The sequence below is a fragment of the Hydrogenophaga palleronii NBRC 102513 genome, assembly GCF_001571225.1.
Lineage (GTDB): Bacteria > Pseudomonadota > Gammaproteobacteria > Burkholderiales > Burkholderiaceae_C > Hydrogenophaga > Hydrogenophaga palleronii.
On the sequence record NZ_BCTJ01000005.1, the window covers coordinates 128710 to 153124 of the forward strand.

Annotated in this window: 20 protein-coding genes; 10 read left to right on the forward strand and 10 right to left on the reverse strand. The window is 66.9% G+C overall.

The window, feature by feature from the left end; genetic code table 11:
- Window position 1: 1 nt before the first annotated feature.
- The 4 genes from HPA01S_RS06195 to HPA01S_RS06210 are packed head-to-tail and all read right to left on the reverse strand — an operon-like array spanning window position 2 to window position 3849.
- Window positions 2-814 carry a carbohydrate ABC transporter permease gene (locus HPA01S_RS06195; protein ID WP_066267902.1) on the reverse strand — a complete coding sequence of 271 codons (813 nt, stop codon included), beginning with the start codon at window positions 812-814 and terminating at the stop codon, window positions 2-4.
- The gene (locus HPA01S_RS06200; protein ID WP_066267904.1) at window positions 807-1700 is read right to left on the reverse strand and encodes a carbohydrate ABC transporter permease; all 894 of its coding nucleotides are present in this window, start codon (window positions 1698-1700) and stop codon (window positions 807-809) included. The genes HPA01S_RS06195 and HPA01S_RS06200 overlap by 8 nt, the downstream gene beginning before the upstream one ends.
- Window positions 1697-2773, reverse strand: coding sequence for an ABC transporter ATP-binding protein (locus HPA01S_RS06205; protein WP_066267906.1), 1077 nt, complete (start codon window positions 2771-2773; stop codon window positions 1697-1699). Before HPA01S_RS06205 ends, HPA01S_RS06200 begins: the two co-directional genes overlap by 4 nt.
- The gene (locus HPA01S_RS06210; protein ID WP_066267908.1) at window positions 2773-3849 is read right to left on the reverse strand and encodes an ABC transporter ATP-binding protein; all 1077 of its coding nucleotides are present in this window, start codon (window positions 3847-3849) and stop codon (window positions 2773-2775) included. The genes HPA01S_RS06205 and HPA01S_RS06210 overlap by 1 nt, the downstream gene beginning before the upstream one ends.
- A gap of 163 nt (window positions 3850-4012) precedes the next feature.
- Here HPA01S_RS06210 and HPA01S_RS06215 point away from each other — a divergent pair, with 163 nt between their 5' ends.
- From HPA01S_RS06215 to HPA01S_RS06230, 4 genes are all read left to right on the forward strand, one after another.
- Window positions 4013-4798 (forward strand): DeoR/GlpR family DNA-binding transcription regulator, encoded by a 786-nt coding sequence (locus HPA01S_RS06215; protein WP_066267910.1) that lies wholly within the window; start codon window positions 4013-4015, stop codon window positions 4796-4798.
- 22 nt (window positions 4799-4820) lie between these two features.
- Complete coding sequence (gene glpK / locus HPA01S_RS06220) at window positions 4821-6320, forward strand: glycerol kinase GlpK (RefSeq protein WP_066267911.1); 1500 nt, start codon at window positions 4821-4823, stop codon at window positions 6318-6320.
- Window positions 6321-6479: 159 nt separating this feature from the next.
- On the forward strand, window positions 6480-7307 hold the full coding sequence (gene proC, locus HPA01S_RS06225) for a pyrroline-5-carboxylate reductase (RefSeq protein ID WP_066267913.1): 828 nt from the start codon (window positions 6480-6482) through the stop codon (window positions 7305-7307).
- A 94-nt stretch (window positions 7308-7401) separates the two neighbouring features.
- Window positions 7402-8094 carry an AbiU2 domain-containing protein gene (locus HPA01S_RS06230; protein ID WP_066267916.1) on the forward strand — a complete coding sequence of 231 codons (693 nt, stop codon included), beginning with the start codon at window positions 7402-7404 and terminating at the stop codon, window positions 8092-8094.
- Between the two features lie 78 nt (window positions 8095-8172).
- Here HPA01S_RS06230 and HPA01S_RS06235 read toward each other — a convergent pair whose 3' ends face one another.
- The 3 genes from HPA01S_RS06235 to HPA01S_RS06245 all read right to left on the reverse strand — a co-directional run bounded on the left by HPA01S_RS06235 (window position 8173) and on the right by HPA01S_RS06245 (window position 10856).
- Entirely contained in the window at window positions 8173-9105 is a 933-nt protein-coding gene (locus HPA01S_RS06235; RefSeq protein WP_084360498.1) for a 4-hydroxybenzoate octaprenyltransferase, read from the reverse strand.
- 189 nt (window positions 9106-9294) lie between these two features.
- Window positions 9295-9834: a Dps family protein gene (locus HPA01S_RS06240; RefSeq protein WP_066267921.1), complete on the reverse strand. Its 540-nt coding sequence runs from the start codon at window positions 9832-9834 to the stop codon at window positions 9295-9297.
- Between the two features lie 62 nt (window positions 9835-9896).
- A complete protein-coding gene (locus tag HPA01S_RS06245) occupies window positions 9897-10856 on the reverse strand; it encodes a hydrogen peroxide-inducible genes activator (RefSeq protein WP_066267923.1) in 960 nt (319 codons plus the stop codon).
- A gap of 239 nt (window positions 10857-11095) precedes the next feature.
- On the opposite strand from HPA01S_RS06245, the gene HPA01S_RS06250 reads away from it, so the two are divergent.
- Window positions 11096-13663: a T6SS effector BTH_I2691 family protein gene (locus tag HPA01S_RS06250; RefSeq protein ID WP_066267924.1), complete on the forward strand. Its 2568-nt coding sequence runs from the start codon at window positions 11096-11098 to the stop codon at window positions 13661-13663.
- 9 nt (window positions 13664-13672) lie between these two features.
- Window positions 13673-14599, forward strand: a complete 927-nt coding sequence (locus tag HPA01S_RS06255) for a DUF6708 domain-containing protein (RefSeq protein ID WP_157084912.1) — start codon at window positions 13673-13675, stop codon at window positions 14597-14599.
- 128 nt (window positions 14600-14727) lie between these two features.
- Here the strand turns inward: HPA01S_RS06255 and HPA01S_RS06260 are convergent, their stop codons facing one another.
- A complete protein-coding gene (locus HPA01S_RS06260) occupies window positions 14728-16971 on the reverse strand; it encodes an ATP-dependent DNA helicase RecG (protein WP_066267927.1) in 2244 nt (747 codons plus the stop codon).
- Between the two features lie 75 nt (window positions 16972-17046).
- On the opposite strand from HPA01S_RS06260, the gene queA reads away from it, so the two are divergent.
- The 3 genes from queA to tgt are packed head-to-tail and all read left to right on the forward strand — an operon-like array spanning window position 17047 to window position 20659.
- Window positions 17047-18156, forward strand: a complete 1110-nt coding sequence (queA, locus tag HPA01S_RS06265) for a tRNA preQ1(34) S-adenosylmethionine ribosyltransferase-isomerase QueA (RefSeq protein WP_066267929.1) — start codon at window positions 17047-17049, stop codon at window positions 18154-18156.
- Window positions 18157-18170: 14 nt separating this feature from the next.
- Window positions 18171-19445 (forward strand): PQQ-dependent sugar dehydrogenase, encoded by a 1275-nt coding sequence (locus HPA01S_RS06270; RefSeq protein ID WP_066267931.1) that lies wholly within the window; start codon window positions 18171-18173, stop codon window positions 19443-19445.
- Window positions 19446-19486: 41 nt separating this feature from the next.
- Window positions 19487-20659 carry a tRNA guanosine(34) transglycosylase Tgt gene (gene tgt, locus HPA01S_RS06275; protein ID WP_066267933.1) on the forward strand — a complete coding sequence of 391 codons (1173 nt, stop codon included), beginning with the start codon at window positions 19487-19489 and terminating at the stop codon, window positions 20657-20659.
- A gap of 23 nt (window positions 20660-20682) precedes the next feature.
- On the opposite strand, the gene HPA01S_RS06280 is transcribed toward tgt, so the two are convergent.
- Together HPA01S_RS06280 and HPA01S_RS06285 are read right to left on the reverse strand one after the other, a co-directional pair.
- Window positions 20683-22236 carry an amidase gene (locus HPA01S_RS06280; protein ID WP_066267937.1) on the reverse strand — a complete coding sequence of 518 codons (1554 nt, stop codon included), beginning with the start codon at window positions 22234-22236 and terminating at the stop codon, window positions 20683-20685.
- 27 nt (window positions 22237-22263) lie between these two features.
- Window positions 22264-23277, reverse strand: a complete 1014-nt coding sequence (locus HPA01S_RS06285) for a Bug family tripartite tricarboxylate transporter substrate binding protein (RefSeq protein ID WP_066267939.1) — start codon at window positions 23275-23277, stop codon at window positions 22264-22266.
- 134 nt (window positions 23278-23411) lie between these two features.
- Between HPA01S_RS06285 and HPA01S_RS06290 the strand changes: the two genes are divergently transcribed.
- The gene (locus HPA01S_RS06290; RefSeq protein ID WP_245638584.1) at window positions 23412-24401 is read left to right on the forward strand and encodes a LysR family transcriptional regulator; all 990 of its coding nucleotides are present in this window, start codon (window positions 23412-23414) and stop codon (window positions 24399-24401) included.
- The last annotated feature ends 14 nt before the right edge of the window (window positions 24402-24415 follow it).

Here is a 24415-nt window from a genome sequence, read left to right on the forward strand (position 1 = left end):
GTCAGACCCTCCCCATGGCAAAGCCCTTGGCGATGTAGTGGCGCACGAACCAGATCACGATCGCGCCAGGCACGATGGTGAGCACGCCGGCCGCGGCCAGCGTGGCCCAGTCCATGCCGCTGGCGCTCACGGTGCGCGTCATGGTCGCGACGATGGGTTTGGCGTTCACACTGGTCAGCGTGCGCGCCAGCAGCAGCTCGACCCAGCTGAACATGAAGCAGAAGAACGCCGCCACGCCCACGCCGGCCTTGATGAGCGGCAGGAAGATGGTGAAGAAGAAACGCGGGAAGCTGTAGCCGTCGATGTAGGCCGTCTCGTCGATCTCGCGCGGAATGCCGCTCATGAAGCCTTCCAGAATCCACACCGCCAGCGGCACGTTGAACAGCAGGTGCGCCATGGCCACGGCGATGTGCGTGTCCATCAGGCCGAGCGTGGTGTAGAGCTGGAAGAACGGCAGCAGGAACACCGCAGGTGGCGTCATGCGGTTGGTGAGCAGCCAGAAGAACACGTGCTTGTCGCCCAGGAAGCGGTAGCGCGAGAACGCATACGCCGCGGGCAGCGCCACCACCAACGAGATCACCGTGTTGATGCCGACGTAGATCAGGCTGTTGATGTAGCCCGAGTACCACGACGGGTCAGTGAAGATGGTGCGGTAGTTGGCCCAGGTGAACTCGGCCGGCCAGAGCGTGAAGGTGGACAGGATTTCCTGGTTGGTCTTGAAGCTCATGTTGACCATCCAGTAGATGGGCAACAGGGCAAAGACCAGGTAGGCGATGAGGAACAGCGTCCTCTTGCGGAACCGTCTGTTATCCATGGCCCTGCTCCTTCTCCGACGTGCCGAGGCTCTGCATCCAGTTGTAGAGCACGAAACAGAACAGCAGGATGATGAGGAAATAGATCAGCGAGAACGCCGCCGCCGGGCCGAGGTCGAACTGGCCGACGGCCTTGGTGGTGAGGTACTGCGAGAGGAAGGTGGTGGCGTTGCCGGGGCCGCCGCCGGTGAGCACGAAGGGCTCGGTGTAGATCATGAAGCTGTCCATGAAGCGCAGCAGCACCGCAATCATCAGCACGCCGCGCATCTTGGGCAGCTGGATGTAGCGGAACACCGCCCACTTGCTGGCGCCGTCGATGCTGGCGGCCTGGTAGTAGGCATCCGGAATGCTGCGCAGACCGGCAAAGGCCAGCAGCGCCACCAGCGGCGTCCAGTGCCACACGTCCATGATCAGCACCGTCCACCAGGCATGGGTGGGGTTGCCGGTGTAGCTGTAGTCCATGCCGACCCACTGCAGAAAATAACCCAGCAGGCCGATGTCGGCACGGCCGAAGATCTGCCAGATGGTGCCGACCACGTTCCAGGGAATCAGCAGCGACAGCGCCACCAGCACCAGCACCGCAGAAGACTTCCAGCCCTGCGCCGGCATCGAGAGCGCCAGCGCGATGCCGAGCGGAATCTCCACCAGCAGCACCGCGAGCGAAAACTGGATCTGCCGCCACAGCGCCAGGTGCAGCTCGCTGTCGCGCATCACGGCCACGAACCACTCGGTGCCGACGAACACGCGGCGGTCGGGCGACAGCACGTCCTGCACCGAGTAGTTCACCACCGTCATCAGCGGCAGCACGGCGGAGAAGGCCACGCAGAGGATCACCGGCAGCACAAGCCACCAGGCCTTCTGGTTCACGGGTTTGGTGGTGGTGCTCATGCGACGAGGACCTCGTTTTGGTAGAAGCAGGTGTGCTGACCCAGCAGGCGCAGGTGCACGGTTTCGCCGGCCAACGGTGCCTCGGCTTCCGGCGCGAGCCGGCACTTGAGCGGGTGGCCGCCGGCTTCGCAGCTCACCATCACGTAGGTGCCGATGTCCTGCACGCGCGTCACCGTGGCGGGCACGGTGTTGGCCTCGCCCGCATGCCCGAGCGCCAGGTATTCGGGCCGGATGCCGAGCTTGAGCTCACCCTCCGGCAGCGGCCGCGAGCCGTTCAGGGCCAGTGGCGCGTCGAGCACCAGCAGGCCGCCGCGCAGGCTGGTGGCGGGCAGGAAGTTCATGCCGGGTGACCCGATGAAGTGGCCGACGAAGGTGTGCGCCGGCCGCTCGAACAAAGCCTCGGCCGAACCCACCTGCACCGCGCGGCCGCGTGTCATCACCACCACTTCGTCGGCAAAGGTGAGCGCCTCCACCTGGTCGTGCGTGACGTAGATCAGGGTCAGTTTGAGCTCGTGGTGGATCTGCTTGAGCTTGCGCCGCAGCTGCCACTTGAGGTGCGGGTCGATCACCGTCAGCGGTTCGTCGAACAGCACTGCCGACACGTCCGAGCGCACGAGGCCGCGGCCGAGCGAGATCTTCTGTTTCTGGTCGGCCGAGAGGCCGGCCGCGCGCATGTCGAGCTGGTGGCTCATCTCCAGCATCTCGGCGATGCGGCCCACGCGCGCCCGGATGTCGGCCTCGGCCACCTTGCGGTTGCGCAGCGGAAACGCCAGGTTCTGCGCCACCGTCATGGTGTCGTAGATCACCGGGAACTGGAACACCTGGGCGATGTTGCGCTGCTGCGGGCTCTGCCGCGTCACGTCCTGCCCGTTGAAGCGCACCGTACCGTGCGAGGGCGCCAGCAGGCCCGAGATGATGTTGAGCATGGTCGTCTTGCCGCAACCCGAGGGGCCGAGCAGCGCATAGGCGCCGCCGTCCTCGAAGCTCATCTTCAGCGGCAGCAGCGCGTAGTCCTCGTCCGCCTGCGGTTTCGGCTTGTAGGCGTGCGCCAGGTCGAGTTCGATGCGCGCCATCAGCCAGTCCTCCCGGGCCGTGCCGGCGCCCGCACCAGCGGGCCCTCGGCGTCAAACACAAACAGGGCGCCCGGCTGCAGGTACAGCGTGATCGGCTCGCCCAGCGCGCAGTCGTGCACGCCGGTGAGCTGGGCCACCAGTTCACCGACCTCGCTGTGCACGTGCACGAAGGTGTCGGAACCGGCGATTTCCGCCAGCTCGACGCGCCCGGCCATCGCGATGTCGCCGGGCCGGCCGAGCACCCGCAGGCCACCCGCGCGCACGCCCAGCACCAGCCGCGCCGGTGCGTTCGGCGGCAAGGCCACCGGCCAGACCGCGCCGCCCGGCACGCGCACGCCGTCGGCCAGTGCGTCGGCCGGAATCAGGTTCATCGGCGGGTCGCTGAAGGCGCGCGCCACGCGGATGCTCTGCGGTGCATGGAACACCTCGGCCGTCGGGCCGTACTGCAGCAGTTCGCCGGCATCCAGCACCGCGGTGTGGCCACCCAGCAGCAGAGCTTCCGCGGGTTCGGTGGTGGCGTAAACCACGGTGGCGTCGCTGGTGGCAAACAGATGCGTGAGTTCCTCGCGCAGCTCCTCGCGCAGCTTGTAGTCCAGGTTCACCAGCGGCTCGTCGAACAACATGAGCGGCGCCTGCTTGGCCAGCGCGCGGGCCAGCGCCACGCGCTGTTGCTGCCCGCCCGAGAGCTCGGCCGGCAGGCGGTCCAGGAACATCTCGATGTGCAGCCGGCCGGCCAGTTCGCGCACGCGCTGGTCCACGTCGCGCTCGCCGCGCAGGCGCATCGGCGAGGCGATGTTCTGCGCCACCGTCATCGAGGGGTAGTTGACGAACTGCTGGTAGACCATGGCCACGTTGCGCTGGCGCACCGGCACCCGCGTCACGTCCACCCCGTCGGCCAGCACGCGGCCGGCACTGGCCGGGTCGAGCCCCGCCATCACGCGCATCAGGCTGGTCTTGCCGGCCTGCGTGGCGCCCAGCAGCACCGTCACCGCCCCGGGTGCCAGGCTCAGGCTCAAAGGGTGGAGGTGGGTCTCTCGCCCCACGCTCTTGCCCACGTTTTCCAGTGACAGCAACATGCGGATCCCGTCTGAAAAAGCGTTCACCCGACCACAGGTGTTGATTCGTTTTGGCGATTATTGAGTTCGCTTTTGTTCCTTTTTATTCGGTATTTACCCTGCCTGAGCGCGAAATAAATTCCGTTATGTTCGGGATGCACCCTTGTCCCAGCCCCCTGTTTTCATGAACCTGACCCCCCGCCACACCCAGCTGCTCGACGAAGTGCGCGCCCACGGCCCGAGAACCATCGACGCCCTGGCCGAGCGTTTTGGCGTCACCCTGCAAACCGTGCGCCGCGACGTGCAACGCCTGGCCGAAGCCGGCCTGCTCTCGCGCTTCCACGGTGGCGTGCGCCTGCCCGGCTCGACCACCGAGAACTTCGCCTACCGCCAGCGCCAGGCCATGCAGGCCGAGGCCAAGACGCGCATCGCGCGCGCCGTGGCCCGGCGCGTGCCCAACGGCTGCTCGCTGATCATGAACATCGGCACCACCATCGAGGCCGTGGCGCGCGAGCTGCAGCACCACCGCGGCCTGCGCGTGATCACCAACAACCTGCACATCGCCTCGCTGATGAGCACCAACCCCGACTGCGAGGTGATCGTTGCCGGCGGCCTGGTGCGCGGTGCCGACCAGGGCATCGTGGGCGAAGCCACGGTGGACTTCATGCGCCAGTTCCGCGTCGACATCGCGCTGATCGGCATCAGCGGCATCGAGGCCGACGGCACGCTGCGCGACTTCGACTACCGCGAGGTCAAGGTGGCACGCGCCATCGTCGAGCAGTCGCGCGAGGTCTGGCTGGTGGCAGACCACAGCAAGTTCAACCGGCCCGCCATGGTGGAGCTGGCGCGGCTGGACGACATCGACGTGGTCTTCACCGACCTGCCGCCGCCCGCCCCCTTCGGCGAGCTGCTGGCGCTGGCCAATGTGGAGTGCGTGCACGCCCGCGCCGCCGAGAGCGACAACCCCTGAACCCCTTCCTGCGGACAACCCCATGACCAGCACCTACCTGCTCGCCCTCGACCAGGGCACCTCCAGCTCGCGCAGCATCGTGTTCGACCGCGAAGGCCGCGTGGTCAGCATGGCGCAGCGCGAGTTCCGCCAGATCTACCCGCAACCCGGCTGGGTCGAGCACGACCCGATAGAAATCTGGCAGACCCAGCTGGAGACCGCGCGCGAAGCGCTGAAGAAAGCCAGCCTGAGCGCCGGACAGATCCGGGCGGTGGGCATCACCAACCAGCGCGAGACCACGCTGCTGTGGAACCGCAAGACCGGCGAGCCGGTGCACAACGCCATCGTCTGGCAGGACCGGCGCGCCGAGAACACCTGCGCCGAGTTGCGCGAGCGCGGCATGAGCGACAGCGTGCTGCAGAAAACCGGCCTGCGCATCGACGCGTACTTCTCCGCCACCAAACTCAAGTGGCTGCTGGACAACGTGCCCGGTGCACGCGCCCAGGCCGAGCGCGGCGAACTCGCCTTCGGCACGGTGGACAGCTGGCTGATCTGGCAGCTCGTCGGCGGCGGCCGCCACGTCACCGACGTGAGCAACGCCTCGCGCACCATGCTGTTCAACGTGCACACCCGCGAGTGGGACGACGAACTGCTGGCGCTGCTGGATGTGCCGAAAAGCCTGATGCCCGAGGTGCTGCCGTCCAGCGCCGCCTTCGGCCGCCTGCAGCCCGAGTGGCTCGGCGTGCCGCTGGAGATTGGCGGCGTGGCGGGCGACCAGCAAAGCGCCCTCTTCGGCCAGGCCTGCTTCAACGCCGGCATGGCGAAGAACACCTATGGCACCGGCTGCTTCATGCTCATGCACACCGGCGAGCGTTTCCAGGTCAGCGAGAACGGCCTCATCACCACCGCCACCGCACAGCCCGCGGGCGCACCGCAATACGCGCTGGAGGGCAGCGTGTTCATCGGTGGCGCGGTGGTGCAGTGGCTGCGCGACGGCCTGCGCGCCATCGAATCCAGCAGCGAGGTGCAGGCGCTCGCCGAGAGCGTGCCCGACGCCGGCGGCGTGGTGCTGGTGCCCGCCTTCACCGGCCTGGGCGCGCCCTACTGGCAACCCGATGCACGCGGCAGCATCACCGGCCTGACCCGCGGCACCACCATCGCCCACATCGCGCGCGCGGCACTGGAGAGCATCGCCTTCCAGAGCGCGGCCCTGCTCGACGCCATGGGCCGCGACGCGGTGGCCGCGGGCGGCGTGCCGGTGCGCGAGCTGCGGGTGGACGGCGGCGCCTGCGTCAACGACCTGCTGATGCAGTTCCAGGCCGACCTGCTCGGCATTCCGGTGGTGCGCCCCGCCGTCATCGAAACCACCGCCCTCGGCGCGGCCTACCTCGCCGGTCTGCACAGCGGCGTGTACGGCGGGCTCGACGAACTGGCGAAACAGTGGCGCGCCGAGCACACCTTCCACCCCACGATGGCGCCCGAGGTTGCGGCCGAGAAAAAGGCGCGTTGGGAACACGCGGTGCGTCAAACCGTCGCGGGGTAGAAGCCGCCTCCCCCCGCGCCGCTGCGCGTCACCCCCCAAGGGGGCGGCACCTGAGGCTCGGCGGAGCCGGTTCCTCGGTGCCTCTGGAACCAGGCACTTCGCGCCGGAGAAGCCACGCCGCCCGCCTCCCGCCTCCAGGCCTCGGGCGACAATCGGCGCATGAACACATCCACCCCTCCCACCATCACCTTCATCGGCGGCGGCAACATGGCCAGCGCCATCGTCGGCGGCCTGCTGCGCCAGGGCCACCCGGCCGAGCGCCTCCAGATCGTCGAACCCTGGGACGAGCAGCGCGCGAAGCTCGCATTGCAGTTCCCCGGCGTGACCGTGCTGCCGCAGGCCGGCCCGGCGCTGCAGCCGTCCGGGCTGGTGGTGTGGGCGGTGAAACCGCAGACCTTCAAGGAAGCCGCGCTCACCAGCCAGCCGCACCTGGTTGGCGCATTGCACCTGAGCGTGGCCGCCGGCATCACCAGCGAGAGCATCGCCGGCTGGCTGCAGACCCAGCGCATCGTGCGCGCCATGCCCAACACCCCGGCCCTGGTCGGCCTGGGCATGACCGGCCTGTTCGCCCGCACCGGCGCCAACGAGGCCGACCGCGCGCTGGTCGAAGCCGTGGTGCGCACCACCGGCGAACTGGTCTGGGTGCAGGAAGAACAACAACTCGACGCCGTCACCGCCCTGTCCGGCTCAGGCCCGGCCTACGTCTTCTATTTCCTCGAAGCCATGCGCGACGCGGGCGCCCGCATGGGGTTGCCGCCCGAGGTGGCGTACCAGCTCGCGGTCGGCACCTTCGTCGGGGCATCCACGCTGGCGCAGCGCTCGGACGATCCACCGCAAGTTCTGCGCGAACGCGTCACGTCGAAGGGCGGCACGACCTACGCCGCGCTCACGGCCATGAACGAAGCGGGTGTGAAGGCGAAGTTTGAAGACGCGCTGTTTGCGGCGCAGAAGCGGGCTGAGGAGCTGGGGCGCGAATTCGGGAAGTAGTGCCCAAACCGCAATCGAGACACGGGTACTGGACCGCGACGTCAAGGGCCGGGCCGGCGCCGACTGAAACCAGATTCAAACTGAGGAGTCATCAATGTCGGGATTCGAGCTAACGGCCGAAGAAGCCAAAGTTGAATATGTCGCCAAGATGGGGCCGGAGGTGGGGTCGCTCTACGCAGAGCTTTGGCAGCAAGTCGCCCGGATCCACTGTAAGTGGACAGAGTATGTAGCCCTGTTTGGCACGAGCCCTGAGCGCATCGACTTACTCAACCGAGCAGCGCCCTCGTTCATTGGCACGGTGCAAGACACGTTATGGGACGACGTGCTTCTGCACCTCGCACGACTGACCGACTCTCCCAGATCGTTCGGCAAGGAAAATCTCAGCATCTGCCGCCTCGCTATGGCTCTCACGGGATCCGCCATCGAGGCAAGTACGACGGATGCCATCGACATTGCGCTCAAGGCTTGCGGTTTCGCCAGAGACTCACGCAATCGACGGCTGGCCCACCTCGACCTTGATCTGGCGCTCGGCCAAAGTGCTCTCCCCCTTGCACCGGCATCTCGCCTCGCAGTGAAGGAGGCACTCGCCGCACTCGAAGGCGTTTTGAACGTCGTTTCTCAACACTTCCTGAATTCGAACAGCCTCTTCAGCACAGGGCCGGACGATACCGGCGCCATATCACTTCTGTACCTTCTCAGGGACGGACTAAACGTCAAAGAAGAACGCCTCGCACGAATCAAGAGCGGTCAGTACAGACCAAGCGACTTCGGGTCAGATCCACTGTGATGCTTGGCGATGAGCATTTGATGCTCACGAGGCGCTACTGGGGGCTACCTTCGCCGCGTAACGCTGCAGCTCCTCGTTTCAAACCAAGCCGACCACCACCCCCACAAACACCGTGAACCCCAGCCAGTGGTTCAGCCGGAAGGCCTTGAAGCAGCCTTCGCGCGTACGGTCCTTGATCAGGCTGTAGTGCCACACCACCTGGGCCAGCGCCACCAGCAGCATGGTGCCCCAGACCCAGGGATTCACGCGGGTCCACAGCATTGCCGTCCAGATGGCGAGGAACACCAGGTAGAAGCCGGTGACGGCGGCCACGTCCGCGCGGCCCAGGGTGATGGCCGAGGTTTTCATGCCGATGCGCAGGTCGTCGTCGCGGTCGACCATGGCGTATTCGGTGTCGTAGGCCAGCACCCAGAACAGGTTGCCGAGCATCAGCCACCAGGCCAGGGCCGGCACGCTGCCGTCGATGGCGTGCCACAGGCCGGCCGGTGTCAACTCAAGCCCGCCCGCGGACGGCTGCAGCAACTCCAGCGGTGGCCCGGCCAGCACAGCGGAAAACGCCATCGGAATGCCGAAGCTGAAGGCCACGCCCAGCACCGCCTGCGGCATCGAGACATGGCGCTTGGCGTAGGGGTAGGCCAGCGTGATCAGCAGCGCCGCGAAGGACCAGGCGATGGTCGAGAAGTTGGTCGTCAGCACCAGCAGGAAAGCCACGAACGCCAGCACGGCGCCCACCATCAAGGCTTCCGTCACGCCGATGCGCCCGCTGGTGACGGGCCGCTGCACGGTGCGCTTGACGTGTTTGTCGAACTCGCGGTCGGCCACATCGTTGATGCAGCAGCCAGCGCTGCGCATGAGGATGGTGCCGAGCACGAACACCAGCAACAGGTGCCAGCCCGGGAAACCGTCCGCCGCCACCCACAGCGCGGCCAGCGACGGCCACAGCAGCAACAGCCAGCCGGCAGGCCGGTTCCAGCGGATCAGGTCGAGGTAGAGCGACAGACGCGAAGGCATGGGCGGTGGAGAAGAGGAAGAGGAAGAGGAAGGAGCAGCAGCCGACATGATGGGACGAGAAACAGAACAACGTGCGAGCGAGGTGCCTCATCCAGACATGCCGCGGAACCGGCTTCGCCGGGCCGCAGGCATTGCCCCCTTGAGGGGGTGACGCGCCGCAGGCGCGGCGCGGGGGTGGTCAACCCTTGTTCAGGCCTCGAGCAGCGAGCGCAGCATCCACGCGGTCTGCTCGTGCACCGTCAGGCGCTGGGTCAGCAGGTCGGCCGTGGGTTCGTCGCCGGCCTTGTCCACCACCGGGAACAGTTCACGCGCGGTGCGTGCCACGGCTTCGTGGCCTTCCACCAGGATGCGCACCATCTCCAGCGCCTTCGGCGGCACAACCGGCACGTCGGGCACCGAGCTCAGCTTGCCGAACTGCGCGTAGCTACCGGGCGCGGCGTGGCCGAGCGAACGGATGCGTTCGGCCACCGGGTCAACCGCGTTCCACAGCTCGGTGTACTGCGTCATGAACATGGTGTGCAGCGAGGTGAACATCGGCCCGGTCACGTTCCAGTGGAAGTTGTGCGTGGTCAGGTACAGCGTGTAGGTGTCGGCCAGCAGCTTGGACAAACCTTTGGCGATGGCCGCACGGTCTTTCTCGCCGATGCCGATGTTGATCGAAAGAGCGCGCACGGCGGCGGGGGTTTTGCCAGCGGCGCTGCGAGAGGGGGTGCTTCGGGCTTTGGCCATGGGAACTCCTTTGGAATGGCGGATGGGGAAAGGGGCTGAAAAAAGGACTGAGAGAAACGAGACTATGACAAACGTTTCACGCCCGGTAGTTCGCAGGCGTAGATGGCATTGCGCAGTTCGGCGATGGCCTCGTAGCGCGTGAAGCTGCGCCGCCAGGCCAGCACCACGCGCCGCGTGGGCGCTTCGCCCTTGAAGGGCAGGTAACGCACGTAGGACGAGTCGCCAAAATCCTGGCCGGGCGTGGGCGAACCCTCCAGCGCCGACGAGGGCACCGACAGGCGGGGCACCAGGGTCACGCCCATGCCGGCGGCCACCATGTGTTTGATGGTCTCCAGCGACGAACCCTCGAAGCTCTTGCGGATGCCTTCGGCGTCGTTCGAGAAACGCGCGAACTCGGGGCAGACCTCGAGCACGTGGTCTCGGAAGCAGTGGCCGGTGCCGAGCAGCAGCATGGTCTCGCGCTTGAGCTCGTCGTTGGTGATGTGCTCCTGCTTCGACAGCGGGTGGGTGTGCGGTACGGCGGCCAGAAAGGGCTCGTCGTAGAGCGGCGCGATCGCCAGGTTGGCGTCGGGGAAGGGCTCGGCCAGGATGGCGCAGTCGATCTCGCCCAGGCGCAGTTGCTCCAGCAGCTTGACGGTGAAGTTCTCCTGCAGCATCAGCGGCATCTGCGGCGTGCGGTCGATCACGTGGCGCACCAGGTCGGGCAGCAGGTAGGGGCCGATGGTGTAGATCACGCCCAGGCGCAGCGGGCCGGCCAGCGGGTCCTTGCCGCGCTTGGCGATTTCCTTGATGGCGGCGGCCTGCTCCAGCACGGTCTGGGCCTGGCGCACGATCTCTTCGCCCAGCGGCGTGACCGCAATCTCGCTCGCATTGCGCTCGAAGATCTTGAGTTCAAGCTCTTCTTCGAGTTTCTTGATGGCCACCGACAGTGTGGGCTGCGACACGTAGCAGGCCTCGGCGGCTTTGCCGAAATGCCTTTCGCGCGCCACGGCCACGATGTACTTGAGTTCGGTGAGCGTCATGGGTGGCTATTTTGCGCCGATCTTGTGGTCTTTCTCTGTTGCATGGTCTGTGGAGCGGAATCGCTCTGAACACCAGACAACAGAGTCGCCTCACATCCCAAGCGCATGTGGCCTGCAGCTGATACCAAGCGCCGCTGTGAACCCCTCCGGGTATCGCCGTGCGGGCCGGTGCATATTTTCCCCGATTGCAGTTGGTTGGCACTAGGCCCACCGCCCACGCAGCGAGGAGGAATTCGACAATGAGCAGCAAGCCCCAGATATGCGACAACCCCTGCGAGACCTGCGCCAAGCCAGGCCTGCCCATCCTGTTGACGCGGTATGCCTTGATGCCCAACGATGTCCATGCGCCACGCCTCAGCGGCCCAATGGACTCGGCCGACCTCAAGGCAGTGCCCTTGGGCAGCACGGCCCACTACGGCCTGCGCCTGCTGCGCAGTGGGTACGTGTATGTCTTCGACGAGAAGCGCAACCACTGGGACGAGTACTTCGTCACCATCGATGGCTTCCTCAGCAAGTTGCCCCCGCGCATCCGCGCCCTCAAGGCGCAGCACAAACCTGTCACCGAGTTCCGCTGTGCGCGCAATGGGTCGGCACCGTTGGCCGGCCTCATCACGGTGCGCAACGCCAAGCACGCTGGCAACGTCTGGATTGCCTTCAGCGACGTGGAGTGGACCGATCGCATCTTCGCGCAACACCTGGACGCGGCACACCGCCATAGGAACATGAAATGTGTGAGCATCGGCGGCGGCAAGGTCTCGCCCCAGAAAGACACGGCGCCGCTTGAAGAAGTGGAACAACGCGTGCCCGAGTTCATGCTCGACAAAACCACGGCGCCGCCTCAGTTCGCCAAGTGGGGCGCGCACGCCTACAACACCCGACAGCACACGGCACCGGGCCTGCTGCAGGCGGTCGAACAGGTTCGCCCCGGTGGCGGCGCGGCCATCGTGGCGTTGCACGACCCCGTGGGACTGGCGATGGAAATCGCTTCGCTCATGGAAGTTCGCAAGGTCACCTTCATGAACCAGGAATCGGTGGTCAAACCCCGCTTCGCGGCCAGCAGCATTGCCACCCTGGAGTCTTCCCTGAAGGAACAGGCCAAGCTCGCTGAAATCCTGGCCGGCGAGGAACTCGCCCGGCGCGAAGAGGAAGGCCCCGGCGCCTGGAATCCAAACCCCGCGCTGTGGGGGACCGGCGGAGACCTCGCAACGGCCGAACGCTGGCGCACGCACACGCCGCAATCGCTGCAGAAGGTGGCCGATGCGAAATGGAACACCTACACCCACGACCGCACCGGCAAGCCCCGCTTCAACGCAGCGGCCAGCCAAGCCTGGCTGGAGAGCTACAACCAGAGCCTCAAACAATTCGACGCCGAGCAGATCGCGCCGCTGGCCCGCGCACACGTGGGCTGGATGCAGCACCAATGCATGGTCAACCACTTAACTTGCAACTACGACACCATGGATCTCGACAGTGGCGCGGTCTACACCTCGACCGTCGCCCACATGATCCGGCACACCGCCGACAAGCAGCCGAGCTACGGCCTCTATGTGCAGTGGCTCAAGCAAGGCGAGACCGGCGCGGCAAACAACATCGTCATGCGCGCCCTGGGGTTCAACCAGGACAAGCTGCTCGAAGAAATCCAGAAGGCCGACACCGCGCCGCTCGATGGCCGCGCCTTCCCGTCCGACATGCTGGTGGACTTCTTCAAGGACGGCCTGGAGAAACTCCCCTCAGGCGGCCACGCCGCCATGGCCGATCTGCTGCAGAGCGTGGGCGGTGCGCTGTTCAAGAACATGGGCGAACTCGCCAAAGGTGGACCGGGCGCACGCGCCATCGCCGCCGTGGCGGCGGTCTCGGGCCAACAGTTCACGCGGATTGAAGCCGTGGGCCATCGGGGCAAGTTCGTGCAGCACATGATGGCATCCATCATGCAGATCGATCCGGACATGAGGGTCTCATACAACGAACTGGGCAAAGCCGTGGCGGCGGAGATGAAGCTGCTGGAGGTGCAGGGCCTGCCCATGAACGGCACCGACAAGCGCCAGTGGCTGATGGTGCTGGACCGCTCTGCCGTGCGCGCGGCGACGGGCAGCCAGCTCACAGGCGACGCCCTGGCCGCCCAGCTGGCCAAGGCCCAGCGGCATGACATCGAGTTGCCACGCCTCAAGGCCAGTGCGTTCAGGGGAGGGGTGGCCAGCAAAGCGTTCGACGCCACAGGCAACGTGATGATCGGTCTCGTGCAGTGCTACAACTTCACCAAGTTGGTGAGCGACTACACGCAGGGCATGAGCCATGAGAAGAACGAGGCAGCGGCCAAGCTCGGGTTTGGCGCCATGGCCATCGTCGGCAGCTTTGGCGAGGCCACTGGGCTGGCGCTGCAGAAGGTGCAAGAGGTCAAACTGCGCAATGCGCCGGGGCTGGCTCAGTCGGCGTGGCCGGAAGGGCTGTTGCGCTGGGGAAAGCGCGCGGGACTGGTTGCGGGCTTGGCAGTGGCAGGGGTGGATTTGATGAAGTGGAGATCAGAAGGTGCAAAAGGGGATGCCGGCCTTTCTCACGCTTACCTCGCGTCGGGCATTGTGGGCGGAGGCTTGGCAGTAGCCTTCTACTTCGCCAGCGCCTTAGGCCCCATCGGCTGGCTCTTTGTTGGTCTGGCCGTCATCGCTCTGCTAGCGATCACGTTCTGGATAGAGAAGAACAAAGACAACAAAGTGCACGAGTGGCTGATGCGCTCCCACTTCGGCACGGGGGCTGAGAAGTACAAAACCCACACCGAAGAATCCGAACAACTCAAACTGGCGTTTGCCTGAGGAACAAGCATGTCCACACTTGATATCACAGGCATGGCGTTCCCCTTCAAGGTGAACCGCCCGCTCAACGATCACGAGCAACAGCACCGCTTCAGCATCAAGACGCCGGCTGGCACAAAACCTCACTATGTACTCTCGCTCATCAAACTCAACAACACCTTTGTGGAGTGTGTGGACAAGTGGTACGCCATGCGCGGGTATACGGCGATGGCAGGGGCAGCGTTCTTGGCGTTCTTCGGCACCATACTTGTCATGGGGGTCTCCGATTTATTGCAAGGGGAACCTTTTGACTACGTTCTTGCATTCCTGCTATTGATGGCAACCGCACTGTTTTTCATTGCCATCTACATCTTCACCCGAGACGCCTTCACCTACACCCACTACCCCATCCGCTTCAACCGCAAGAACCGACAGGTCTACGTCTTCCGCCGCAATGGCACCGTGCTCAAGATCTGCTGGGACAACATCTACTGGACCATCTACGGCCATGGCGTCGGCACACACGATCTGTTTGTTGCCGGTCACGTGATGGACGAAGACAAGATCACCGTCAAGGAGACCTTTGGCCTGAGCGTGACGACCGCCGGAAAGCCGGGGGAAGAGAAATTGAAGAATCACTTCGAGTTCTTCCGCCGCTACATGGAAGAAGGTCCGGCCCAAGTGCTCGACGCCATCAAACCGGCACCGCTCATCATGCTGCCCGGCATCGACAAGGTACGCGAGAGCTGGGCGTTCGGCTGGGAGCGCCTGACACTGCACGAAAACGGCTCTTTGCTCGGCATGAGCCTGTATCAAGTGTTCGCGTTCCCGGAGAGCTTCTTCCGCTGGTTCGCCATGCAAACCAGCAAGATCCCGCAGTGGCCCCAATGGGTGGAAGACGAATGCGCCATCGAACCCAACGACATCTGGGTACGCGATGGTCCGCATCGCGCTTGACCGCGCGTTTGGGCTGCACGTCGCGTCTGGCGATTGAATGAAATCGTGTCCTGCGCAGTTTCTGTGCGTCCCCTGAAAGCGAGGTCTCGCGTCAAGCCATGGGGCGAAATCTCCTTGGACTTTCGCTCCTAAGCCTTCAGAAACTCCGCACGCCCACCCAACCAGCGCGCGATGTGCTGCTCGGCCTGCGCCGGGTAGCGGGTCAGCATCAGCGGCGCGGCCTCGCGTGCCCAGTCGAGCAGGTGGCCGTCGGTGTCGAGGTCGGCAAAACGCAGCAGCGGCGCACCCGACTGGCGCGCGCCCAGGAACTCGCCGGGGCCGCGGATTTCCAGGTCGCGGCGCGCGATCTCGAAGCCGTCGCTGGTGTCGGCCATGGCCTTGAGGCGCTCGCGTGCGGTTTCGCCGAGGCGGCCGTGGTCGGGCGGCGTGTACATCAGCACGCAGGCAGAGGCCGCCGCACCGCGCCCGACGCGCCCGCGCAGCTGATGCAGTTGCGAGAGGCCGAAGCGCTCGGCGTGTTCGATCACCATCAAGGAGGCATTGGGCACGTCCACCCCGACCTCGATCACGGTGGTGGACACCAGCACGCCCATCTGGCCGCCGGTGAACAACGACATCACCGCCTTCTTCTCCGCCACCGGCATGCGCGAGTGCAGCAGGCCGACGAGTACAGGAGCGCCCCCCTGCGCCGCAGGCGCGGCTTCCCCCCTCTCTGACGCGCCTTCGGCGCTGGGAGGGGGAACGCGCCCTTGGGCCGGCAGAGCCGGGCCCTCGGGGGCCTTGGACAGGGACACGTCTTGCCGGAAAGGCATGGGGAGGCTGTTGAGCGCCTGCGTCAGTTCGGCGTGCGTGGCCGTGGCGTTGGAGAGGTCGAGCGCTTCGCTTTCTTCGATCAGCGGGCAGACCCAGTAGACCTGCCGGCCCTGCGCCACCTGGCCGCGGATGCGTTCGATCACCTCGGCGCGGCGGCTGTCGGCCACCACCTTGGTAACGATGGGCGTGCGCCCGGGCGGCAGCTCGTCGATGGTGGACACATCCAGGTCGGCGTAATAGCTCATGGCGAGCGTGCGCGGGATCGGCGTGGCGGTCATCATCAGCAGGTGCGGCTCCTGTTCGGTGCCGTCGGCGGCGATGCCGACCTTGCTGCGCAGCGCCAGCCGCTGCGCCACGCCGAAGCGGTGCTGCTCGTCGATGATGGCCAAGGCCAGGTTCTTGAACACCACCTGCTCCTGGATCACCGCGTGCGTGCCCACCACCAGCGCGGCCTCGCCGCTGGCGATGAGGGCCAGCATCTCGGTGCGCTGCTTTTTCTTCTGGCTGCCGGTGAGCCAGGCCACACGTTTGCCCAGCGGCTTGAGCAAGGGTTCGAGCCAGCCGATGAGTTTGGCGAAATGCTGTTCGGCCAGGATTTCGGTCGGCGCCATCAGCGCGCATTGCCAGCCGGCGTCGATGGCGATGGCGGCGGCCAGCGCGGCCACCACCGTCTTGCCCGATCCCACATCGCCCTGCAGCAGCCGGTGCATCGGAATCTGGCGTTGCAGGTCGCGCGCGATTTCTTCGCCCACGCGGCGTTGTGCCCCCGTGAGCGAAAACGGCAGCGCGGCCAGCAGTTGTTCGTGCAGGCCACCCCGCGTGGCGCGCAGGGCCGGTGCGTGCAACGCGGCCCGCTCCTGCTGGGCGGTGAACTGCGAGAGTTGCTGCGCCAGCAGCTCCTCGGCCTTGAGGCGCTGCCAGGCCGGGTGACTGCGGTCCTCCAGCGCGTCGAGCGACACGTCCGCGCCCGGGTGGTGCAGGTATTGCAGAGCGTCGCGCAGCGACCAGGTGCCACGCAGCACGGCCTGCAGGCTGTCGAGCAGTGGGAGCGGCAGGGTCTCGCTCAGGTCGGCGCGTTTGACGCCGCTGGCCACCGCCTTGCGGATGTAGGCCTGCGGCAGTTGCGCGCTGGTGGGGTACACCGGCGTCAGCGCGTCGGGCAGTTCACCCCCGGCGGCCTGGAAGGCCGGGTGCACCATGGTCCAGCCCAGGAAGCCGCCGCGCAGCTCGCCGCGCGCGCGCACCCGCGCACCGAGCGCCAGGGTTTTCTGGTGCGCCGGGTAGAAGGTGAAGAAGCGCAGCGTGCAAGTGTCGGTGCCGTCGTCCAGCGTCACCAACAGCTGGCGGCGCGGGCGAAAGCTGATCTCGCTGCTGGTCACCGTGCCCTCGATCTGCGCCAGCTGACCGTCGCGCGCGCCGCGCAACGTGACGATGCGGGTTTCGTCCTCGTAGCGCAGCGGCAGGTGCAGGGCGAGGTCGATGTCGCGCACCAGTCCGAGCTTGTGCAAGGCCTTTTGCGGGGCGGACAAGGGCTTGCGGGCGGGGGTGGCTTCGGGCATGGGACAATTCTGCCCGGTTCTCATCCGTCCCCTCCCCCTTCACTTGGCACGGGCCTTGTTCGGCCCTCAAGCAGCATGACCGTCTCTTCTGCCCCCGACACCGTTGCGCACGTCTTCACCGTCGCCGACTTCGATTTCCACCTGCCTCCCGAGCTGATCGCCCAGCACCCCGCAGCGGAGCGCAGCGCCTCGCGCCTGCTCGACGGCCGTGCCGATGCCCCGGTGGACCGCGTGTTTCGCGAACTGCCGGCGCTGCTGAAGGATGGCGATCTGCTGGTGTTCAACGACACGCAAGTGGTGAAAGCTCGCCTGTTCGGCCAGAAGGCCAGCGGCGGTCAGCTGGAGATGCTGATCGAGCGCGTGCTGCTGCCGCACGAGGCCAGCGACGGCACGGCGCACGAGGTGGTGGCCCACCTGCGCGTGAGCAAGAAGCCGCAACCCGGTGGCCGCCTGCACATGGCCGGTGGCCTGGGGCGCGGCGGTTTTGATGCCGTGTACCTCGGCCGCTGGCCGGACGAACAAGGCCAGCTGTTCCGCTTCCGCCTGCACGGCCCGGCGGACGAAACGCCTTACGAGCTGATGGCGCGCCACGGCCACGTGCCGCTGCCGCCCTACATCGACCACGGTGACGACGCCGACGACGAGCGCCGCTACCAGACCGTGTTCGCGCGCGTGCCCGGCGCCGTGGCCGCGCCCACGGCCGCCTTGCACTTCGACGAAACCGTGCTGGCCGAGCTGGCCACGCGCGGTGTGCGCCGCGCCAGCGTCACGCTGCACGTGGGCGCCGGCACCTTCGCGCCCATGAAGGCCGGGCGCATTGAAGACCACGTGATGCACCACGAGCGCTACGCCATCCCGTCCGAGACGGTGCAGGCCATCGCCGACTGCCGCGCGCGCGGCGGGCGCGTGGTGGCGGTGGGCACGACCACCGTGCGCACGCTGGAGAGCTGGGCGCGCTCGGGCGAGGCACAGGGCGACACCAACATCTTCATCACGCCCGGCTTCGGTTTCCGCGTGGTGGACCTGATGGTCACCAACTTCCACCTGCCGCAGTCCACCCTGATGATGCTGGTGAGTGCCTTCGCGGGTTACGAGCACATCCGCGCGCTCTACGCCCACGCCATCGAAGAACGCTACCGCTTCTTCAGCTATGGCGACGCCATGTTGCTGCAACGCACGCCCTGAGGAGCCGACCCACCATGCGCACCACCGCCCTGCAAGCCCTTGGCAGCACCCTCGCCGCCGCCACCCTGCTGCTGCCCGCCGGTGCCACGGCGGCCGAGCTGTTGTACGCCACGCGCGGCAGCTGCGCCGGCCACCCCGGCATTGCGCTGAGCGTGCCCACCGGCTGGTGTGCCGGTTTGGTGGCCGATGCGCGCGACGGCCTGCGCATGCCGCGCCGCCTGCTGGAGATCGCGCCGGGCCGTTTCTGGATCGTCGACATGGGCAACTGGGAGCCGCGCCGCGGCCGCCTGCTGGAGCTGCGCACCGACATCGCCGCCGGCCAGCCGGGCCGCGTGCGCGTGCTGGCCTCCGGGCTGGACCGGCCGCACGGCCTGGCGCGTGGGCCGGACGACCGCATCTACATCGGCGAAGCCGGCGGCGTGTGGCGCACACCCATCGGCGACCACGTGCAACGCGAGAACGTGATCACCGGCCTGCCCGCCGACGGCGCGCATCCCCTGAAAGAACTGGCCTTCACGCCCGTCGGCCGCCTGCTGGTCAACCTCGGTTCGGTCACCGACGCCTGCCGGGGCGACGACCAGCAGCAGCCCCGGCCCTGCCCCGAAATCACCGGCCCGCAACCCCGCGCGGCGGTCTACGAAGCGCGCTTCGGCGCCGCACCGGCGTTTGCCCTGCAGAGCTTCAAGCCGCTCGCCACCGGCCTGCGCAACTCGCTCGGCCTGGCCAGCACCACCGCGCGCGACGGCACGCACCGGCTGTGGCAGGCCGAAAACTCGGTCGACTACCGCGACACCCGCTTGCCGGCCGAAGAACTCAACGAGCTGCGCGAGGGGGCGTCCTACGGCTGGCCCTATTGCCTGAGCGATGCGCGTGGCAACGCCGTGCCGGCGCGCGGCTACGAAAACCGGGCGCGCTGCAGCGAACACGTGGCACCGCACGCGGCCTGGCCGGCGCACGTGGCGCCCCTGCAATTGCTGGTAGCCCCGAATACGCTGGACACCGAGAGCCCGTTTGCCGGCCGCCTGCTTGCGGTCTGGCATGGTTACCGCGCCAGCGGCCAGCGCATCGTGGCCTGGCGCCTTGACAAGCAAGGCCAGCCTACCGGCCCGCGCGAAGACGTGGTGAGCGGCTGGCAGGTGCAGGCCGGCGTGCGCCCGCTGGGTGCGCCGGCCGGTGCCACCTTCGACAGCCAGGGCCGTCTGTGGATCGTGGAAGACCGCAACCGCAGCCTGATCGTGGTTGCGCCCGCACCTTCGCCCTCGCCGTCACCCGCGACGGCCCAGCCCTGAACCCCTTTTCTCTTTTTTGTCTGCCCTCCCCCGAGTCCACCATGCTCCAGTTCGACCTGCTCACCACCGACCCGACCAGCCACGCGCGCCGCGGCCAGCTCACGCTCAACCACGGCGTGGTGCAGACGCCCATCTTCATGCCGGTGGGCACCTACGGCACGGTGAAGGGCGTGATGCCGCAAAGCCTGCACGACATGGGCGCGCAGATCATCCTGGGCAACACCTTCCACCTCTGGATGCGCCCGGGCCGCGAGGTGATGCAGAGCTTCGGCGGCCTGCATGCGTTCGAGCAATGGCACAAGCCCATCCTCACCGACTCGGGCGGCTTCCAGGTCTGGAGCCTGGGCAACATGCGCAAGATCACCGAAGACGGCGTGACCTTCGCCTCGCCGGTCAACGGCGACAAGCTCTTCATGTCGCCCGAGGTCAGCATGCAGATCCAGACCGGCCTGAACAGCGACATCGTGATGCAGCTGGACGAGTGCACGCCGTACGAGACCAACGGCCACCTCACCACCGAAGCCGAGGCGCGCAAGAGCATGGAGATGAGCCGGCGCTGGGCCAAGCGCTCACAGGACGAGTTCGCGCGGCTGGAGAACCCGAACGCGCTGTTCGGCATCGTGCAGGGCGGCATGTTCGAGCACCTGCGCCAGGAATCGCTGGACGCGCTGGTGGAGATGGATTTCCCCGGTTACGCCATCGGAGGCGTGAGCGTGGGCGAACCCAAGGAGCAGATGCTGCAGATCATGGCGCACACGCCGCACCGCCTGCCGGCGCACAAGCCGCGTTACCTGATGGGCGTGGGCACGCCGGAAGACCTGGTGCAGGGCGTGGCCGACGGCGTGGACATGTTCGACTGCGTCATGCCCACGCGCAACGCGCGCAACGGCACGTTGTTCACGCGTTTCGGCGACCTGAAGATCCGCAACGCGCGCCACAAGACCGACCACCAGCCGCTCGACACCACCTGCACCTGCCACGCCTGCGCGGGCAAAAGCGGCGTGAGCTGGGACGACGGCGGGCGCGAAGGTTTCAGCCGCGCCTACCTGCACCACCTGGACCGCTGCGGCGAGATGCTCGGCCCGATGCTGACCACCATCCACAACCTGCACTACTACCTGAACCTGATGCGCGAGGTGCGCGAGGCGCTGGACGCGGGCCGCTTCGAGGCCTTCCGCGCCCGCTTCAAGGCCGACCGCGCACGCGGCGTCTGAGCCTGCCGCGTTGGCGGCGCTGGTTAGACCACGGAGGCCGACACGCCGTCGTTGGGCACGTGGGCAAACACGTCGTCCGGCGCAGCCGTGACGATGGAACGCAAGGCCGGCTCGGCGGCGCGCAGTGCCGTGGCGTCGGGGCGGGGCCGGCGCAGCACGGCATCCGCCTCGAAGGCCTGTTCCATCGCGCGGGCCGCGGCCAGCAGGCGGCGGTCGGCGCGGAACGGGCCCACCACCTGCAAGCCAAACGGCATCCCCTGCGCATCGCTGCCACACGGCAGTGAAATGGCCGGGTGCGTGGTCAGCGTGACCACGTAGGTCAAGGCGAGCCAGCGGTAGTAGTTTTCCTGCTGGCGCCCGTCGATCACGTCGACATGGGGCTTGGTCCAGGCGAACGGCGACACCGGAGTGGTGGGCGACAACACCAGGTCGTAACCCTCGAACACCGGTTGAAAGCGGCCCACGATGCGGGTCTGCTCCGACTGCGCCCACGCGCTGTCGAGCAGGCTCATGCGGGTGCCCATTTCGTAGTTGGCACGCGGGTTGGGGCCCAGGCTTTCGGGGTCGCGCTCGTAGGTGGCGCGCATGCCGGCCACGAAGGCCTCGGCGCGCAGCACGTCGAAACAGCGGTGCACGTCACCCAGATCGAAGCGCACCTCTTCGCACACCGCGAACAGGGGCTTCATGGCCGCGATCTTTGCGCGGAAGGCTGCGCGGATCACCGGGTCCACGTCACAGGCGCCGAAGTCTTCCGTGTAGGCCACGCGCAAGCGCGAGAGGTCACACGTTCCCGGGTCCAGGAAGGACAGCGGGTCCAGCGGATGGCTCAGCGGATCGCCCGGGTGCATGCCGGCGGAAGCGGCCATCTGCAGGCAGGCGTCTTCCACGCTGCGGCCCATGGGGCCGACCACCGAGATCGGCGACCAGCCGAGTGACTTGCGCACGCTGGGAATCACGCCGGGCGAAGGCCGGAACCCCACCACGCCGCAACAGGCGGCTGGAATGCGCAGCGAGCCCCCGGTGTCCGAGCCGGTGCACACCGGCAACATGTCCAGCGCCAGCGCAGCGGCCGAGCCGCCCGAGGAACCACCGGCATTCAGGTTGGGATTGAACGGGTTGCCGGTGGCACCCCAGACCGGGTTGCGGCTGTTGGCGCCCGCGCCCATCTCGGGCACGTTGGTCTTGCCGACCACGATGCCACCGGCGTTGCGCAAGCGCGCCACCAGCTCGATGTCTCGGGACGGCACATGGTTGCGGAACGGTGGCGAACCCGAGGTGGAGAGCAGCCCGGCGGTGGGCTCCAGGTCCTTCACCCCCATCGGCAAACCGTGCAGCAGGCCCAGGGCGTCACCGCGCATCACCGCCTGCTCGGCGGCGCGCGCTTCGTCGCGTGCCCGCTCGAAGCAGGTGGCCGTGACGGCATTGACGAAAGGGTTGACGGCTTCGATGCGCGCGATGCTGGCATCGAGCAGCTCGACCGGCGACAACTGCCGGGCGCCGATCAGGCGTCTCAGCTCGACGGCCGAGTTTTCCAGCAATGCGGATGAGGACGGGGGCGGGGACTTCGTGTGTGACATGGGAAGCAAATGCGTCTGCAGCGGGGCTCAATCGGCCTGGATGTTGGCCCGGCGTGCGATGTCTCGCATCAGGGGCAGCTCTCTCTCGATCTGCGAAATGGCGGCGGCACGGTTGATCGGGGAGGGCTCCACGCCCTGGTCCAGCATCGACTTCTTGAACGCCGGATCGATGCTCACCGCGGTGAGTGCTTTTTCCAGCTTGTCCATCACCGCGGGCGGCGCGCCCTTGGGGGCGACCAGCAAGATCCAGGTGTCGGCGTTCACCTCCTTGTAGCCGGCCTCGGCAAAGGTGGGCACGTCGGGCAACTGGGACGAGCGCGTGGCGGTGGTGACGGCGATGGCCTTGACCTTGCCGGCCTTGACCTGCGGGATGGCGGCGGTGACGGTATCGACCGAGAACGGCACCTGGCCGCCCATGAGGTCCGTCATGGCCGGCGCGCTGCCTTTGTAGGGCACGTGCATCAGCTGTGCGCCGATCGCCTGCAGGATGATCTCGGCGGTGAAGTGCGAGGTCGTGCCGGCGCCGAAGGAGGCGTACGAATACTTCTGGGGCGCGGCTTTCACCGCCGCCACGAATTCCTTCACGTTGTTGACCGGCACGTCCTTGTTGGCCAGCAGGATCAACGCGATGCGGCCGACGATGCCGATGGGATCAAAGCTCTTGACCGGGTCATAAGGCAGGTTCGGGCGGATGGCCGGGTTCACGGTGAAGGTGGAACCCGAGCTCAACAGCAGCGTGTAGCCGTCTGCCGGCGCCTTGGCCACCACACCGGCGCCCACCACGGTGCCGGCACCCGCGCGGTTGTCCACCACCACGGGTTGCCCCAGCTTTTCCGACAGGCCCTTGGCCACCAGGCGGCCGGCGGTGTCGGCGCTGCCGCCGGGCGGGAACGGGATCACCAGCGTGATCGGGCGGTTGGGGTAGTCGCCGGCCCCCTGTGCCCATGCGGGCGCAAAGCCGAGCGCAGCAGTCAGCGTGGCGGCCGTCAGCAGCAGGGCGCCAGCGCGGCGGCGAGTGGGTGAAAAAATCGTGGTGGTCATATCGGTCGAGGTCCTGTCAGGCATGCTTGTCTCCAATGTTGTCAGGCCATCGTAGGAACAGATCTGCCGTGCAGCAATAGCAAACTTCAGAACTCTTCTTTGCGATAAAGGCAACGCTCGGGTAGCCTCGGGCCATGAACACCCCCGTCTCCCGCACCGCCAGAACCGGCGCACGCAAGCCCATGAACCAACGTGTGCTGCAAGAGGTGGCGCTGCGTTACTTCATGGAAGTGGTGCGCGCGGGCTCGGTCACCGAGGCCGCCACCCGGCTCGACGTGGCGCCGTCGGCCGTGAGCCGGCAGATCGGGCGCCTGGAGCGCGAACTCGACACCCTGCTCTTCGAGCGCAAGGCCCGCGGCATGACGCCCAACGCCGCCGGAGAACTGCTGGCCGCCCATGCGCGCCGCGCCTGGCTCGACGCCGAACGCGTGAGCGAAGAAATACTCGGCCTGCGCGGGCTGCGCACGGGAGAGGTCCGCATCGCCGCCACCGAAGGCTTTGCCCACGAGTTCCTGCCCTCCATCGTGGTGCAGTTCCAGAAGCAGTGGCCCGGCATCCATTTCGCCATCGACATGTACGTGCAGGCCGATGTGGCCCGCAGCGTGCGCGACGGCGAGGCGGACATCGGCGTCACGGTCAGCCTGTCGTCCGAACGTGGCCTCAATGTGGAGCACCGCCATCCGTCACCGATCATGGCGGTGATGGCCCCCGACCACCCCCTGGCCACACGGCGCATGGTCTCGCTGGCCCAGGTCACGGCCTATCCGCTGGCGCTGCCGGCCAAGGCCTCGACACTGCGGCAACTGCTGGACATCAGTTGCAGCCGCCAGGGCCTGCAGTGCGACGCGGTCATCACCAGCAACCACCTTTATCCGCTGATCAACTACGTCTCGGAAAGCCAGGCCATCACCTTCTGCGGCGAGGCAACCCTGCGCAAGCGGCTGGCGGATGGCCGCATCACCGCGGTGCCGCTGCGCGACCGGGAGATGAACGAGCGGCACTTCGAAGTGCAGACCCTGGCCGGGCGCCACCTGCCCGAAGCGGTTCGCACGTTCGTGAACTTCCTGCGCGAACAGATCATGGAAGAGGAGCGGCTGGCGCACCCCGCGCCACCCGCCCGATGATTGCGTTTTCCGCA